The organism is Streptomyces sp. TRM64462, assembly GCF_013362995.1.
GTDB lineage: Bacteria > Actinomycetota > Actinomycetes > Streptomycetales > Streptomycetaceae > Streptomyces.
Window position 1 is genome coordinate 1 of the sequence record NZ_JABWDV010000187.1, and the last position, 15,423, is coordinate 15,423.

12 protein-coding genes and 1 pseudogene are annotated in these 15,423 nt (G+C 71.7%); all 13 read right to left on the minus strand.

Going from position 1 to position 15,423, the window contains the following annotated elements; genetic code table 11:
* Positions 1–6: 6 nt before the first annotated feature.
* Positions 7–1,314: a polysaccharide lyase family 1 protein gene (locus HTZ82_RS08555; protein WP_175408698.1), complete on the minus strand. Its 1,308-nt coding sequence runs from the start codon at positions 1,312–1,314 to the stop codon at positions 7–9.
* 75 nt (positions 1,315–1,389) lie between these two features.
* Complete coding sequence (locus HTZ82_RS08560; RefSeq protein ID WP_175408709.1) at positions 1,390–2,208, minus strand: rhamnogalacturonan acetylesterase; 819 nt, start codon at positions 2,206–2,208, stop codon at positions 1,390–1,392.
* A gap of 120 nt (positions 2,209–2,328) precedes the next feature.
* A complete protein-coding gene (locus tag HTZ82_RS08565) occupies positions 2,329–3,684 on the minus strand; it encodes a sugar ABC transporter substrate-binding protein (protein WP_175408699.1) in 1,356 nt (451 codons plus the stop codon).
* 98 nt (positions 3,685–3,782) lie between these two features.
* The gene (locus tag HTZ82_RS08570; protein ID WP_175408700.1) at positions 3,783–5,798 is read right to left on the minus strand and encodes a pectinesterase family protein; all 2,016 of its coding nucleotides are present in this window, start codon (positions 5,796–5,798) and stop codon (positions 3,783–3,785) included.
* Between the two features lie 61 nt (positions 5,799–5,859).
* A complete protein-coding gene (locus HTZ82_RS08575; RefSeq protein WP_175408701.1) occupies positions 5,860–7,395 on the minus strand; it encodes a glycoside hydrolase 43 family protein in 1,536 nt (511 codons plus the stop codon).
* Positions 7,392–8,228: a PmoA family protein gene (locus HTZ82_RS08580; RefSeq protein ID WP_175408702.1), complete on the minus strand. Its 837-nt coding sequence runs from the start codon at positions 8,226–8,228 to the stop codon at positions 7,392–7,394. The genes HTZ82_RS08575 and HTZ82_RS08580 overlap by 4 nt, the downstream gene beginning before the upstream one ends.
* Complete coding sequence (locus HTZ82_RS08585; RefSeq protein WP_175408703.1) at positions 8,225–9,418, minus strand: Gfo/Idh/MocA family protein; 1,194 nt, start codon at positions 9,416–9,418, stop codon at positions 8,225–8,227. The genes HTZ82_RS08580 and HTZ82_RS08585 overlap by 4 nt, the downstream gene beginning before the upstream one ends.
* Before the next feature lie 7 nt (positions 9,419–9,425).
* Positions 9,426–10,349, minus strand: a complete 924-nt coding sequence (locus HTZ82_RS08590) for a carbohydrate ABC transporter permease (RefSeq protein ID WP_175408704.1) — start codon at positions 10,347–10,349, stop codon at positions 9,426–9,428.
* Positions 10,346–11,278: a carbohydrate ABC transporter permease gene (locus tag HTZ82_RS08595; RefSeq protein ID WP_175408705.1), complete on the minus strand. Its 933-nt coding sequence runs from the start codon at positions 11,276–11,278 to the stop codon at positions 10,346–10,348. Before HTZ82_RS08595 ends, HTZ82_RS08590 begins: the two co-directional genes overlap by 4 nt.
* 114 nt (positions 11,279–11,392) lie before the next feature.
* The gene (gene araD / locus HTZ82_RS08600; RefSeq protein ID WP_217623818.1) at positions 11,393–13,156 is read right to left on the minus strand and encodes an L-arabinonate dehydratase; all 1,764 of its coding nucleotides are present in this window, start codon (positions 13,154–13,156) and stop codon (positions 11,393–11,395) included.
* The gene (locus HTZ82_RS08605) at positions 13,153–14,055 is read right to left on the minus strand and encodes a dihydrodipicolinate synthase family protein (protein WP_175408707.1); all 903 of its coding nucleotides are present in this window, start codon (positions 14,053–14,055) and stop codon (positions 13,153–13,155) included. The genes araD and HTZ82_RS08605 overlap by 4 nt, the downstream gene beginning before the upstream one ends.
* 47 nt (positions 14,056–14,102) lie before the next feature.
* Positions 14,103–14,771, minus strand: a complete 669-nt coding sequence (locus HTZ82_RS08610) for a GntR family transcriptional regulator (RefSeq protein WP_175408708.1) — start codon at positions 14,769–14,771, stop codon at positions 14,103–14,105.
* A gap of 192 nt (positions 14,772–14,963) precedes the next feature.
* Positions 14,964–15,423, minus strand: a pseudogene (locus HTZ82_RS08615) (hypothetical protein); the annotation flags it as partial.

Genomic DNA, 15,423 nt, shown 5'->3' on the forward strand with positions numbered 1-15,423 from the left:
CGCGGGCTAGCGGACGCGGCCCGCGCCCGCGCGGTGGGTCAGGAGGCCCGGGAGGGCACGCGGGTCGTCGACGCGCAGCCGAAGCGTCGGCGTCCAGCCCGCGTCGGGCTGGAGCACCTCCCCCGGCACCTCCGCGTTGTGCACCGCCAGGACGTCCACCGCGCGGCCGTTGACGTAGTTGTCGGCCACCGTGACCGGGGCGTCCTTCCACTTCTTCAGGATCAGCCCCGCGTTGACGCCGGCGGGCAGCGCGAACGAGTTCTTCTCGGCCACCAGCCGCGACTCGAAGCCGATGCCCCAGCTGTACACGTAGCCGTTCTCCGGCACCACGTAGTGGTTGTTGTACGTGTCGACCTTGCCGAACCGGACCCGCGGCGCGCGCTCCACGATGTCCTTGAAGAGGTTGTGGTGCAGCGTGACGCGCAGCTTGCCGCGGTCCGTGGCGCCCGCGCTGTCGCTGTTGCCGATCATCAGGGTCTTGTCGTGGTCGGCGAACACGTTCCAGGACGCCGTGACCAGGTCCGCGCCCCGCACGATGTCCAGCTCGCCGTCGTGCTGCTGGTAGATCTCGCCGTAGTAGCGCGGCAGCGAGCTGTCCGGGTAGCGGCCGTCGGTGAACGTGTTGTGGTCGACCCACACATGGGTGGAGCCGTACACCACCATCGCGTCGTACTCGGAGTTCCAGGCGCCGGTGGCCCCGTCGGTCGGGTCCCACTGCGGGAAGCAGTCGAGGGGGCTCTCGATCGTGAGGTTGCGGACGATGACGTTGTCGACGCCCTTGATCTGGAGGCTGGCACCGGTGATGCCGGCGTTCCGGCCGACGCCGACGATGGTCGTGTTGGACGGGACGAACGCCTTGATGCCCTTGCCCTGGTTCTTCGCGGACGCGGCGCGCAGATCCTCCTGGGGGCCGCTGACCTTGTTCTCGTAGCCCCACACGGCCGGGTCGTAGTCGGCGAGGTACTGGTCGAAGTCGTAGCCGGGTGCTTCGAAGGACTCGCAGCCGCCCTCGGTGGCGTTGAGGGTGCCGACCACGCGGATGATCTTCGGGGCGTCGCCCCCGGCGGCGAGCGCCGACCGGAACTCCGACCAGGTGCGTACGGTGTGGACGTGCTCGGCGTCGGCGGCCGCGCCGCCCGTCGTACCGCCGTCGGCGGAGGCCCAGCCGTCGCCGGCGGCGAGCGTCTGGCGGGCGAGGTCACGGCCGCCGCCGGACTCGGCGGCCACGGCGGGAGCGGTGAGGCTCAGCACCAGCGCGGTGCAGCCGGCCAACGAGACAGCCATGACAGAGGCATGACACTTTCTGTTGCGCATTGCGGCTCCTGAGGGGAGGAAAAAAGGGGGCTGGGGGCGGGAGCAGAGGGGACGTGCTGAGGCCGCGCGCTGCGGCTACTGCTGCGGCCAGGTGATCCATCGCGTCGGGATCTCGTCCTCCAGCCGGCGGACGTCCCCCGCGCGCAGCACCCCCGCCTCCAGCAAGCCGCCGGCCACCATGCGGGCCACCTCGACGGCGCCGCGCGGGCGGAAGTGGGTGTTGTCCTGGCGGCCGTCCGGGTAGTTGGGGGACTCTCCCGGCTCCAGCCAGTTGAAGTACTCCTTGGACGGCTCCGGGCCCAGCCGCTGCCACTCGGCGAGCGACGCGGCCTGGACGTCGACCAGCGGCACGCCCTCGCGGTCGGCCAGGGCCCGCATCGCGGCCGGGTACTCGCCGTGGGAGGTGCGGGCGTTGCCGGCCGAGTCGAACCTGCGCCGCTCCACGGAGGTGAGCAGCACGGGACGCGCGCCCCGGGCCCGCGCCCCGGTCACGTACTGGAGCAGGTGCTCCTGGTACGTGCTCCACGGCTCGGTGTAGCGGGAGGGGTCGGCGGACTTCTGGTCGTTGTGGCCGAACTGGATCAGCAGGAGGTCACCGGGGCGGATCTCCTCCAGGATCGGGACCAGGCGGCCCTCGTCGATGAAGCTCTTCGAACTGCGCCCGTTCACCGCGTGGTTGGAGACCTGCTGGTACGGGGTGAGGAAGAACGGGAGGGCCATGCCCCAGCCCGTCTCCGGGGCGGCGTTCGCGTACTTCTGGGCGGCGGTCGAGTCACCGGCGATGTACAGGGTGCGGGTCCTTCGGGGAGTGGCGGATGCCGTGCCTCCGGCGACGGCCGTCAGGGGAAGGGCGGCGCCCAGCGCCACCAGGGTCTGTCTGCGGCTCAGCGTCACGTCGTCGTGCCTCACTCTCAGTCGTGGTACGGGGAGGGGGGTGCGGGGAGGGGTACGGCCGGCGGCGGGGCGCGACCCGGACCGCCGCCGGCCGGTTCAGGGGAGGGCGGGGGTGGCCGGTCAGCTCTTCTTCTGCTGCTCGTTCCACTCCGCCTGGGCCTCGTCGAGCTGCTTCGCCAGCGTGTCGAGGAAGTCCTTGGCGCTCATCGAGCCCAGCAGCACCTTCTGGAAGTTGGGCTCGTTCTCCGACTTGCTGATCTTGTTCCAGTCGGGCAGGTAGTACGGCAGCTGCACGATCTTGGTGGAGCCGTCGTTGAGCGCCTGGGCGCCGAGCTTGGTGGCCTCGGCCTCGTTCAGCCACGGGTCGTTCGCCGCCTCCGTGTTGGCGGGGATGGCGCCGGCCGACTGGTTCCACTTGCTGTTGGACTCGTGGGACACGGCGAACTCGATGAACTTCCACGCCGCGGCCTTGTTCTCGCTCGTACGGAACAGACCGAGGCCGTCGACCGGGTTGGAGACCTGGACGCGGACGCCGCCGGGCCCCACCGGGTTCGGGATGCCCGCGAACTTGTCCTTGCCGAGGGCCTTCACATGGTCCGTGTACGAGCCCAGGTTGTGGTTCATCATGCCGATGGAGCCCGAGTCGAACTGGGCGTTCATCTTCTTGAAGTCGTTGTTGACGTCGGCCTCGGGCGTCGTCCTCTTGAACAGGCCGACGTACTTCTCCAGCGCCGCGACGTTCTTCGGGTCGTTGACGGTGGACTTGGTCCTGTCGGCGTTCCAGAACTCGGTGATGCCGGACTGCCCGTACATCGCGTCCAGGGCCTGGGCGATGGAGCCGGAGCCGCCGCGGATGGTGTAGCCGAACTTGTTGTTCTTGACGTCGGTGAGCTTCTCCGCCGCGGTGTAGAACGCGTCCCAGCTGGTCGGGGCGGCGAGGCCCGCGGACTTGAACAGGTCGGTGCGGTAGTAGAGGACGCCGTTGCTGGCGGAGGTCGGAACGGAGTACATCTCCTCGCCGCGGCCGCCGGCCGACTTGACGGAGTCGACCATGCCGGCGACGAGCTTGCCGTCGAGGGACGAGTCCTTGATGCGGTCGCCGACCGGGTCGAGGGCGTTCTGGGCGACCATGTTGGCCAGGTAGGCGGCGCCGACGCCGCCGACGTCCGGCAGGCCGCCGCCGGCGATGGCCGTGTCGTACTTCGACTGGACGTCCTCGCTGGGGATCGGGACGTACTTGACCTTGATGTCGGGGTTCTTGGCCTCGAAGTCCTTGATGATCTCCTGCCAGACGGCGGTCCGCACGCCTCCGTTGTTGTCCCAGAAGGTGATCGTGCCCGTGCCCGAGCCCTCGGCGCCGCTGCCGCCGGTGCCGGCGTAGCCGCAGGCGGTGGCGGTGAGGGCGAGTGTGGCGGTCAGGGCGACGGCGGATGCCGTGCGTGCTCTGAGACCTCTGCGGCTCCTGGAGATGGTCATGGTCGGCTCTTTTCTCTGAGTGCGGGTCGTGCGAGGGCGTGCGCGTGGGGGGTACGCGGGGTTCTGCTGAGGTACGCGGTTCGGCGGAGCCGCGGCGGTCAGCGGCGGTGCGGTGCCCAGCCGTCCTTGCCTGCGAGGTAGTCGGCGACCTCGTGGGCCGCCGCCTCGGCGTCCGTCATCAGCGGCCGGTCCGGGCCGGCGGCCGCGCCCGGGCCGTACGTGCGGTACTCGGCGAAGCGTGCGTCCCGCCACGAGAAGCCGCTCATGTCGGTCCACGGCGCCGCCTTGATCGCGGCCGGCAGCTCCGTGTCGCGGATCAGGACCTGGCCGATGGCGTCGGGGTTGCCGCCCGGGTGCCAGGGCCGGCCCAGGTGGAAGGAGCCCGCCGGGGCGTCGCTGACGATCCGGGACCGGGTGATCAGGAAGCCGTACGGGTTGTCCTTCCAGGTGCTGGCCGCGGTGATGTAGCCGTTGTTGGTGGCCGATCCGCGGCTCAGCGCCTTGATGAGGGAGTCCTCGATGACGGTGGTGGCCCGCCCGTAGATGAAGTCGACATCGCCCTCGATGTACGAGTCGCGGATGTAGACCCGGGAGACGACGTTCAGCTTGGGGCTGTCGGTCATCAGGGTGTCCTGGTTGCCCTTGAAGGCCGTGTTCTCGAAGACGATCCGGTCACCGGTCGTCTTCATCGCCAGGGCCTGCTCCCCCCTGAGCTCCACCGCCGCCTCGTCGAAGTCGTTGACGAAGGTGAGGTTGCGGGCGGAGACGTCGGAGGCGGCGATCAGGACGGTGGCGCTGCCGGTGGATCCTCCGTACTCGGCCGGGGTGTCGTACACGATCACGGTGTCCGACCGGTTCTGTCCAGTCCCCTGAAGCGAGATTTTCGGCTTGTTGGCGGGAATGCGGACTTTCTCACGGTACGTCCCGGGTGCGATGCGCAGCGTGATCCGCCCGTCGTTGCCGGCGGGCACGGCGTCGACGGCGGACTGCACGGTCGGGTAGGCGGCGGGGACGTCGAGGACGGTGTGCGTGCCGAGGGTCTTCTGGGGCCCGGAGAAGCGGGTGACGAGGGCGGGGACGGCGGCCGCGGGGTCGAGCCGGTACGCGTAGTGGTCCCGTGGCTCGAAGGCGCTGCCCCACGTCTCGTGCCGGCCCGTCGTGTTCCTCAGGATCGAGCCGCGCTGCACGAGTTCGGCGGTGGCGTCGGCCTGGTAGGGGTGCTGGACCCCGTCGTAGTAGCTGTTCTCGATGACCATGCGGGTGCGGCCGCGCGCCCAACTGCCGTACGTCCAGACGGGGTCGCCGTCGTCGACCTGACCCGAGAAGTAGTTGTTGTAGAGGTGCGCGTAGGCGCAGTTGTCGGCGGACGGGTTGCGCTGCTTGGTGCCCTTGAACCAGTTGTGGTCCATGGTGATCTGGGTGAGGACGTTGTCCGTCCAGCCGATCCCGACGGCCTTGTTGTGGTCCTCGAACCGGTTGTGGGAGACGGTGACGTACCGGCTGTCCTTGCGGATGTCGAGCATGCCGTCGCCGAGGCGGCTGAAGCGGTTGTGGTCGATCCAGACGTGCGAGACGGAGTCCATCTGGATGCCGTCGAAGTCGTTGGTCTTGCCGTCCCAGTCGCCCTCGACGTAGGAGTCGCGGACGGTGAGGTTGCGGATGATGACGTTGCGGGTGCCGGGCTTCAGGTTCAGTTCGCCGTGGACGATCTCGCCGCTGGTGCCGACGCCGATGAGGGTCTTGTCCGATGCCACGACGATCTCGGCGCCGAAGGGCGCGACCTCGATGGTGCCCGCGACCCTGATGACGTACGGCTCGGCGGCCCCGGCGTACCGGGCCAGCTCGGCGTGGGTCCGTACGGTGACGACCTTGCCTCCCCGGCCGCCGGTCGTGCCACCGGCGAGGGAGGCGAAGCCGTGCGGTGTGTCGGCCCGGTGATGCCGGTCGGCGGGGGCGTGCGGCGCGGGCGCGGCCCCGGCCTCGGCGGGCGCGGCCCCGGCTGGGGCTGCCTCGGCGGGGGCGACCACGCCCAGGCCGAGCGCGGCGGTCAGGGCGGTGACGGTGGCCAGAGCTCTGCCCGGCCCGGGCGACAAGCGCTTGCTACGGAGGTGCATCGGTGCGGCTCCCAACAGGCGTTACGGAAAGGGTGTGTTACGTCGTTACGTCGTCACGGCGTCACGGCGTGATGCGGAAGTCGGTGAACGTGACCGTCCCGGCCGTGCCCGGGCCTTCGGGCGCGGCGGCGAACAGGCCGAGCAGGGCGCCGACCCAGCGCCAGGGGGTGGCGGCGAAGACCTGGCCCGACGGCCGCCACCCGTCCCCCGTGTCGTACGAGAAGCGGCACCGGGCGCCCGCCGACACCTCGACCCGCAGCCGTACGGAACCCCCCTCCGGGACCGCAGGCCCCGGGTGCGCGGCGTCCCGCTCCCCCTCGGTCACGTGCTCGGCGAACCGGTGCGCGACGCGCACCGTGCCGTCGGCGCCCCGTTCCAGGCCGAGCCAGGCGTAGGCGTCGCCCAGCACGGCGAGCCCGGCCCGGGCGCCCGGCTCGGAGCCGGCCAGGTCCAGCACCACCTCGGCGGTGAACGTCTCGGCGGGCAGCCGCTGCGTCAGCACGTGCGGCAGCAGCCGCAGGTCGTGGGCGTCCCCGGTGCGGACGCACGCCATGCGCAGCCCGTCGCCGGCGTGCTCGACGGTCCACCCCGCCCGGGGGTTGGCCGTCCAGCTCCACTGCCGCCCGAATCGGCCGCCCGGGAACGCGTCGTCCGTGGCGGGCGCCTCCACGGGCTGCGGCGGCGCGGCGGGCTTGCGGTGCCGGAGCACGGGCTCGCCCGCGTCGCCCATGACGGGCCAGCCGTCCGCGCCCCACGCCATGGGCTGGAGGTGGACGACCCTGCCGTACGGGCCGCGCGCCTGGAAGTGCAGGAACCAGTCCTCGCCGGCCGCCGTCCGCACCCAGCCGCCCTGGTGGGGGCCGTTGACCTCGGTACGGCCCTGGGCGAGCACGACGCGTTCCTCGTACGGGCCGAAGAAGTCGCGCGCGCGGAACGCGCCCTGCCAGCCGGTCTCCACGCTCCCGGCCGGGGCGAGGATCCAGAACCAGCCGTCGTGCCGGTACAGCTTGGGTCCTTCGAGGGTGAACCAGCCCGGGATGCGGTCGGCGTCGACGACGATCTTTCCGTCGTCGAGGAGGGTGCGGCCGTCGCGGCTCATCCGGTGCCCGGTGAGCCGGTTCTTCACGCCGGACCTGGACTTGGCCCAGGCGTGCACGAGATACGCCTCGCCGGTCTCGTCGTCCCACAGCGGGCAGGGGTCGATGAGTCCCTTGCCGGACTTCAGCAGGTGCGGCTCGCTCCACGGGCCGCGCACGTCCTCGGCGTTGATCTGGTAGACGCCGTGGTCGGGGTCGCCCCAGAAGATCCAGAACCGTCCGTCGGCGTGCCGCAGGCTGGGCGCCCACACGCCCCTGTCGTGGCGGGGCGCGGCGAAGTCCGCCGCGGGCGCGAGCCGGTCGAGGGCGTGGCCGACGAGCGACCAGTTGACGAGGTCGCGGGAGTGCAGCAGGGGCAGCCCGGGGGCGCGGCCGAAGCTGGACGCGGTGAGGTAGAAGTCCTCGCCGACGGCGACCACGTCCGGGTCGGACCAGTCGGCGTTGAGCACCGGGTTGCGGTAGGTGCCGTCGCCGAGGTCGGCCCGCCATACAGGGGTCATGACAGGGCCTTTCGTACGAGGGCGGCGGCGCCCGCCCGGTCGAGGCGGCCGTCCGCGACGACGGTGACCACCCGGCGTACGACGGTTCCGCCGGCCGGGACGGGGAGGCGGGCGTCCCAGGCGAGCGAGGAGCCGACGCCCGGGTACTCGTCGGTCCGTACGAACCAGGGGTCCTCGCGGGTGTCGTCGGTGGCGCCGGCGAAGACCAGCGTCCAGTCGGGTCCGCGGAGCGCCAGCCAGTCGGCGGTCCGCCCGTGGACGGCCGGCTCGCCGTCGTGGCCGGCCGTGAAGACGTCCGGCGGCGCCGGCGCCTTGGGGGCGCGCCAGAAGAAGCCTCCGTAACCGGCGCCGGGGCGGCCGTTGGTGGCCGGGGAGCCGATGGACAGGTCGCGGTCGCCGGGGTTGGTGAGCGAGAAGGTGAAGTCGAGGGCCCAGGCGTCGGCGGTGAGCCCGGTGGCGGCGACCGTGCGGCGTTCACGCAGCACGTCCGTACCGCCGGAGGTCCAGGTCAGGTCTTCCACGAAGCCGTCGGGGTCGCGCAGCTTCCAGCCGTCGTGGCGCTGTTCGCCGTGGTTGTCGAGCTCGGTCGGCCCCTGGTCGCGTACGAAGGTGCGGCCGCCCCAGAAGTTGCGCCCGTCGACGTCGGGCACGGCGACGGAGACGCCCAGGTGGTGGAGGTGGTCGGCGGGGCGTTCCTCGGTGACGGGGGTGCCGTGGAGGGTGGTGACGGGGTGGAGGTACGGGCGGGGGGAGAGCCGTGCGGGCAGGTCGGCGCCGGCCAGGTAGCGGCCGACGGGGCGGCCCCCGCAGCGCAGCACGAGAGGGTGCGTCATGGGACGTTCGCCTCCAGCTCGGAGAAGAGGGAGAGGGTGTCGGCGCTCGCGTGGACGAGCGCGTCGACGCCCTTCACGATCCGGCGCCCGGCGGCCTCGTCCGCGTACCACCGGTCGGCGGGCAGGGGGTGCGGGTCCGGGGCGGTGCGGACGGCTTCGACGACGCGCATGAACGCGCCGGTGCGGTGCGGCGGTACGAGGAGCGCGTCGCCGCGCGTGAGGTGGCGGACGAGGTTCTCCAGGAGGTCGGTGCGGCCGTAGGTGTGCTCGACGGGGCCGTGTCCCGCCCGCTGCACCAGGACGCGGTCCTGCTTGTACCAGAGGGTGATGCGGCCGTGCCGGCCGTGGACCATGACGTACGGCTCGCCGGGGTGTTCGGCGCACAGGGTCACGGCGGCGGTGACGCGGGTGCCGCGTGCGGTGGTGATCCGGACGCAGGAGGTGTCGTCGGCCTCGATGTCGTTGGCGCGGGCCAGCTCCAGTTCGATGCCGGTGACGTCCTCGGCGTGCGGGCTGCCGTCGAGGGCGAGGGCCGTGGCGACGGCGTGGGCGAGCGGGTTGGTGAGGACGCCGTCGACGACGTCGGTGTCGCCCATGCGGCGCTTGCCCGCCCACGGGGAGCGGCGGAAGTACGCCTCGTCGCGGGCCCAGGCGCCGGCGGCGCCGATACCGGTGACGTCGCCGATGGCGCCGCCCTCGATGAGCGCGGCGATCGCGGGCAGGGCCTGCGACCCGAGCGACTGGAACCCGATCTGGCAGGCCACGCCCGCGTCCCGTACCCCGTCCGCCATCCGCCGGAACGCGGCCTCCGACGGCGCGGGCGGCTTCTCCAGGAGGAGGTGGACGCCGCGCCGGGCCGCGGTGAGGGCGAGGCCGGTGTGCGTGTCGATGGGGGTGCAGACCACGGCGATCCGGGCGCCGGTGGTGTCGAGCAGCGCCCCGAAGTCGGCGGACTGGGCGGGCGGAAGGCCGCCGTCGGCCCGCCCGAACCCGTCGAGCTCGTCGGCGTCGAGTGGCCGCAGTTCGCAGATGCCGGCGAGACGGACGAGCCCGGCGTCGGCGAGGCGGCGGATGTTGTGCAGGTGCCAGCGGCCGTGCCCGCGGGCGCCCGCGAGGACGACGGGCACCGGCAGGGCCGGGGGGATGCGGGTGTCGGGGATACGGGTGTCGGGGATACGGGTGTCGCTCATCGTGGTGTCAGCCCTTCACCGCGCCGGCGCTGAAGCCGGTGATGAGCCACTTCTGGATGAACGCGAAGACGATCACGACGGGGACGGCGGCGATGACACCGCCCGCCGCGAGGGCGCCCAGGTCGACGCTGTCGGCGCCGATGAGGGTGTTGAGGCCGACGGGGATCGTCTGCTTGTCCTGTTCGCTGAGGAACATCAGGGCGAACAGGAAGTGGTTCCAGCTGTGCACGAAGGCGAAGGAGCCGACGGCGATGAGCCCGGGGCGCAGCAGCGGCAGCACGACCGCGCTGAAGGCACGGAAGCGCGAGCAGCCGTCGACCCAGGCGGCCTCCTCCAGGGACACCGGCACGTTCTTGATGAAGCCGCTGATCAGGATGATCGACAGGGGCAGTTGGAAGACGGTCTCGGCGATGATGACACTGCCGAGCGAGTTGATCATCTGGAGGTTGCGGAAGATCTCGAACAGCGGCACCAGCATCAGCGCGCCCGGGATGAACTGGGAGCACAGCAGCGCCAGCATGAAACCGGTCTTGATACGGAAGTCGAAGCGGGCGAGCGCGTAGCCGCCGGCCAGCGCCACGAGCGTCGTGGTGACCAGCGTGGCCAGGCCGACGAGCATGCTGTTCTGGAAGAACACCCCGAAGCTGCGCTCGTTCCAGACCTTGTCGAAGTGCTCGAACGTCATCGGCCAGGGCAGCAGCGACGTGGACCCGGCGGGGCGTACCGCGAACAGCAGCATCCAGTAGAACGGGACGAGCGTGAAGAGCAGATAGAGCGCGAGCGGCAGGTAGATCTGCCAGCGCGGCACGTCGTCGAAGGCGCGCTCCCCGCGCCGTGGGCGGCGCGGCGACGCCGGGGGCGCCGGGGTGTTCCGGGCGGGCACGCGCGTGTCGCTGCCACGGGTGCCCTGCTCCGCGAGTGCGGCGGTCATGAGCGGTCGCCTCCGAACTTGCTCAGGCGCAGGTAGAGGATGGAGCAGAAGAGGAGGATCACGAACGCGACGGTGGTCAGCGCGGAGGCGTAACCGAAGTCGTGGCCCTCGATGCCGGTGTTCGCGATCATGAGCGGCAGGGTGGTGGTGACACCGGCCGGGCCGCCGCCGGTGAGGGTGTAGAGCAGGTCGACGTTGTTGAACTCCCACACGGCGCGCAGCAGCGTGGAGAGGATGATGGCGTCCTTGAGGTGCGGCAGCGTGATGTGGAAGAACTGCCGCATCCGGCCGGCCCCGTCGACCGACGCCGCCTCGTACAGGTCCTTCGGTATGGACTGGAGGTCGGCGAGGATGAGGATGGCGAAGAAGGGGACGCCGCGCCAGAGTTCGGCGACGACGGCGGCCCAGAAGACGGTGCCGGTGTCGGAGAGCACCGAGGTGCCGTACGTGCCGATGCCGATGTCCGCGAGGTAGCGGCTCATGCCGGTGGACGGGTTGTACAGCAGCATCCAGATGGTCGTCGTGAGCACGCCGGAGACGGCCCACGGCGAGAACACCAGGGCGCGGGCCATGGCGCGGCCGACGAAGGTCTGGTTGACGATCAGCGCGAGGACGAGGCCGAAGGCGAGCTGGAGGGTGACTTCGACGACGACCCACTTGGCGCTGAAGCCGAGCGTGGACCAGAACAGCGGGTCCTCGGTGAAGATGCGGGTGAAGTTGTCGAGGCCCGCGTAGCCGTTCTTCCACGGCTTGGTGACGTTGTAGTGCTGGAGGCTGTAGTAGAAGACGCTCAGCACGGGGTAGGCGATGAAGCCGAGCATCAGCAGACCGGCGGGCGCGATCAGCAGGTACGGCAGACGACGTGGGTCGGCTCCCGTGCGGCGCCGACCGGCCCGGGGTTGTTTCGCCACGGCTGCGGCTTGGGCCATGACATGTCTCCGTTCATCGTGCGTGCGTTCGTGCGTGCATGAAGCGCTTTCCGGATTCCATTCGACATCCCGAACAAGCGGATCCGGGGCCTCACGTGGGCGAGGAGGCGGGGCTCAGCTCGCGTACGGCTCCGGTACGGAGCCGGGGCGGGCGAGGAACTCGAAGTCGCACCCGGTGTCGGCCTGGGTGATCTGTTCGTGGTACAGCGCGCCGTAGCCGCGTTCGTACGGATTCGGCGGCGGCGTCCACGCGGCGCGGCGCTCGGCCAGCTCCTCGTCGGCGACGTGCAGGTGCAGGGAGCGCGCTGCGACGTCCAGCGTGATCAGGTCCCCGGTCCGCACCAGCGCGAGCGGCCCGCCCACGTACGACTCGGGGGCGACGTGCAGCACGCACATGCCGTAACTGGTGCCGCTCATCCGGGCGTCGGAGATCCGGACCATGTCGCGGACGCCCTGCTTCAGCAGGTGGTCCGGGATGGGCAGCATCCCGTACTCCGGCATGCCGGGGCCGCCCTTGGGCCCGGCGTTGCGCAGCACCAGGACGTGGTCGGCCGTGATGCCGAGGTCCGGGTCGTCGATGGTGCGCTGCATGGTGCGGTAGTCGTCGAAGACGACGGCGGGCCCGGTGTGCCTGCGCAGGTGCGGCTCGGCGGCGACGTGCTTGACGACGGCGCCGTCCGGGCACAGGTTGCCGCGCAGCACGGCGAGCCCGCCCTCCCCCGCCAGGGGCTTCTCGCGGGGCCGGATCACCTCGTCGTTGTGGACGAGGGCGCCGTCGAGCTGCTCGCGCAGGGTGGTGTGGGCGACGGTCGGCCGGTCCAGGTGGAGCAGGTCCGGGATACGGGCGAGGAGGCCGGGCAGTCCGCCGGCGAAGTGGAAGTCCTCCATCAGGTACTGCCCACCGGGCCGCAGGTTCGCCAGCACCGGAACGCGGCGCGCGATCCGGTCCCAGTCGTCGAGCGTGAGCTCGACCCCGGAGCGCCCGGCCATGGCGGTCAGATGGATGACGGCGTTGGTGGAGCCGCCGAGAGCGAGGACGGTCGTGACGGCGTCCTCGTACGCCTCGCGCGTGAGGATCCGCGACAGCCTCAGGTCCTGCCGTACCAGCTCCACGATCCGCAGACCGGCGGCGGCGGCCATCCGGTCGTGCCCGGAGTCGACGGCCGGGATCGAGGACGCGCCCGGCACGGTGACGCCGAGGGCTTCGGCGGCGGCGGTCAGCGTGGAGGCGGTGCCCATGGTCATGCAGTGGCCGGGCGACCGGGCGAGCCCGCTCTCCAGTTCGGCCATCTCGCAGTCGCCGATGAGCCCGGCGCGCTTGTCGTCCCAGTACTTCCACATGTCCGTGCCGGAGCCGAGCACCTCGTTGCGCCAGTGGCCCGGCAGCATCGGTCCGGCCGGCACGAACACGGTGGGCAGGTCGACGGACGCGGCGCCCATCAGCAGCGCGGGCGTCGACTTGTCGCAGCCGCCCATCAGCACGGCGCCGTCCACCGGGTAGGAGCGCAGCAGCTCCTCGGTCTCCATCGCCAGCATGTTGCGGTAGAGCATCGGGGTCGGCTTCTGGAACGTCTCCGACAGCGTGGAGACCGGGAATTCGAGCGGGAAGCCCCCGGCCTGCCACACGCCCCGCTTCACGGCCTGCGCGCGGTCGCGCAGATGGACGTGGCAGGGGTTGATGTCCGACCAGGTGTTGAGGATGGCGACGACCGGCTTGCCGAGGTGCTCCTCGGGCAGGTAGCCGAGCTGGCGGGTGCGGGCGCGGTGGCTGAACTGGCGGAGGCCGGAGGTGAGTTCGCTTCCGTACCACTGGTGGCTGCGCAGCGGCCGGCCCTCCCGCGGCGCCTCGTCCCGGTTCTGCTCCTGGCCCGTGCTCATATGTCCCATTCCTTGACCATCTCGGCGATCTCGGCGCGGCTCGGCTCCGGCAGCAGCCGGCTGGGCGGGCGGACGTCGCGGCGGCACAGGCCGAGTGCGGCCAGCGCCTCCTTGACGACGGTGACGTTGTTGGCGGCCTGGTCGGCGGCGCGCAGGTCCTCGAAGCGGCGGATCCGCTCCCACACCGCGAGGGCGGCCGGGTAGTCGCCGTCGCGCAGCGCCCGCAGCATGCCCAGGGACACCGCGGGCGAGACGTTGACCAGGCCGGACGTGAAGCCGGTCGCGCCCATCGCCCAGTACGAGGGGGCGTACAGCTCGGCGAGCCCGGCGACCCACACGAACCGGTCGAGCCCCGCGTCCCGCGCCACGGCCGCGAACCGGGCGGCGTCCGGCACCGCGTACTTGACGCCGATGACGTTCGGGCACAGCTCCCCGAGCCGCGCGATGGTCGCCCCGTCGAGCAGCGGGTTGCGGATGTACGGGACGACGCCCAGCTCGGGGACGGCGTCCGCGATCTCGCGGTGGTAGTCGATCCAGCCGTCACGCGAGACGTACGGGTGGACGGGCTGGTGGACCATCACCATGCCGGCCCCGGCGTCCCGGGCGTGCCGGGCGGCGGCCGTGGCGGTCGGCACGTCGTGGCCGACGCCGACGACGACGGCGGCGCGGTCGCCGGTCTCCTCGACGGTCAGCTCGGTGACCAGGCGGCGCTCGTCGGGCGTGAGGGTGTAGAACTCGCCGGTGTTGCCGTTGGGCGTCACGGCCCGTACCCCGCTGTCGAGCAGCCTGCGCAGCAGGGCGCGATACGTGTCCCTGTCGACACCGCCGTCGGCGTCGAACGGGGTCACGGGGATCGCGACGACGTCTGCGAGCGCCGCCCTCAGCGTTGAGTGGTCCATGCGTACCGGCCTTTCTCTGACAGTCACGGTTCAACGGGTGCCGCGGTTCACGGCATTTCGGCGGTGGTGTCGCTCTCGGGCGCCTCCGGGAAGGCGCGCCGCACGAATCCGGCGATGTGGTCGTGCAGCGCCCGGACGGCCCCGTCGGCGTCGCCCTCCAGGGCGAGCCGGAGGATCTCCCGGTGCTCGTCGGCCTCGCGTCCCCAGGACGGCTCGGCGCTCCACGCGACCGTCGACACCAGCGCGGCCTGGTCGCGGACCTCGTCGAGCATCCGGGCGAGCAGCGGGTTGCCGCACGGCAGGTAGAGGGCGCGGTGGAACTCCCGGTTGGCGAGGGACCGTTCGGCCTGGTCGGCGGCGCCGTCGGCCTGGACGAGCGCCTCGCCCGCGGCGTCCAGGGACGCGCGGCGGGCGATGGTGCGGCGCAGCGCCTCTGGTTCGAGGAGCAGCCGTACGTCGTACACCTCGCGGGCCATGGCGGCGTCGACGGTGCGGACGGTGGCGCCCTTGTACTGGCTCATCACGACGAGCCCGGTCCCCGCGAGGGTCTTCAGCGCCTCCCGTACGGGCGTCTTCGACACCCCGTACTGCGCGGCCAGTTCGGCCTCCACCAGCGCTCTGCCGGGCGGCAGCAGCCCGGTGAGGATGGCGTGCTTGATCGCCTCCAGCACGTACTGGGTGCGGGAGGGGATGGGGGCGGGGGCGGCGAAGGCCATGCGGGCGGCTCTCATATCTCGCGTATCGCGTCTCATATATGACGTACGAAGTACGACGGCGACGAACGTAGGGTCGGGTCCGGGGATTCGTCAACGCTTCTGACAAAACTCGCCCGACAGGCCGTGCCCGTGTTCGAGCACACGAACAGCGCCGCCCGGAAAACCGGGCGGCGCCGATGAGATGACGTACGGTCAGACCAGTCTGCGAAGTGCGGCGGCGACCGCCTCCAGATCGGGCCCGGAGGCCAAACCCGCGTGGTAAAGGCGCAGTTCGGTGGCGCCGAGCGCGGCGACCTCGGTGGCGTCGGCGGCGAGCCGTTCCGGGGCGCCGCCCATGCCGCTCACGACCGTGAAGTTGGCCGCCAGGACGGTGTCCGGCCCGGCGTGCGGCACGAACGGCGGGAGCACCGCGCCGGCGCCGCCGCCCGTGCAGGGCAGGACGACCCCGTCGGCCACGCCCAGCACGTGCGCCGGGTCCACGCCCACGTTGGCGCCCGTGCGGTACGGGGCGGGGTCGGCGTGCAGCAGGACGCGGAACCCCGGCGGCGCGGCCGCCCGTACCGCCGCGACGGCGGCCTCCTGGAGGGCGCGCGCCGCCCGGGTGCGCCACGCGAGGGTGGCCGCGGCGAGATCGGCGCCCAGCAGCTTCTCG

Bases quoted from the DNA above. Each gene is read 5' to 3' on its own strand.
- araD (WP_217623818.1), bottom strand. From the start codon at position 13,156: ATGAGCACGGGCCAGGAGCAGAACCGGGACGAGGCGCCGCGGGAGGGC.
- HTZ82_RS08555 (WP_175408698.1), bottom strand. From the start codon at position 1,314: ATGCGCAACAGAAAGTGTCATGCCTCTGTCATGGCTGTCTCGTTGGCC.
- HTZ82_RS08575 (WP_175408701.1), bottom strand. From the start codon at position 7,395: ATGACCCCTGTATGGCGGGCCGACCTCGGCGACGGCACCTACCGCAAC.
- HTZ82_RS08610 (WP_175408708.1), bottom strand. From the start codon at position 14,771: ATGGCCTTCGCCGCCCCCGCCCCCATCCCCTCCCGCACCCAGTACGTG.
- HTZ82_RS08595 (WP_175408705.1), bottom strand. From the start codon at position 11,278: ATGGCCCAAGCCGCAGCCGTGGCGAAACAACCCCGGGCCGGTCGGCGC.
- HTZ82_RS08590 (WP_175408704.1), bottom strand. From the start codon at position 10,349: ATGACCGCCGCACTCGCGGAGCAGGGCACCCGTGGCAGCGACACGCGC.
- HTZ82_RS08565 (WP_175408699.1), bottom strand. From the start codon at position 3,684: ATGACCATCTCCAGGAGCCGCAGAGGTCTCAGAGCACGCACGGCATCC.
- HTZ82_RS08570 (WP_175408700.1), bottom strand. From the start codon at position 5,798: ATGCACCTCCGTAGCAAGCGCTTGTCGCCCGGGCCGGGCAGAGCTCTG.
- HTZ82_RS08580 (WP_175408702.1), bottom strand. From the start codon at position 8,228: ATGACGCACCCTCTCGTGCTGCGCTGCGGGGGCCGCCCCGTCGGCCGC.
- HTZ82_RS08605 (WP_175408707.1), bottom strand. From the start codon at position 14,055: ATGGACCACTCAACGCTGAGGGCGGCGCTCGCAGACGTCGTCGCGATC.
- HTZ82_RS08585 (WP_175408703.1), bottom strand. From the start codon at position 9,418: ATGAGCGACACCCGTATCCCCGACACCCGTATCCCCGACACCCGCATC.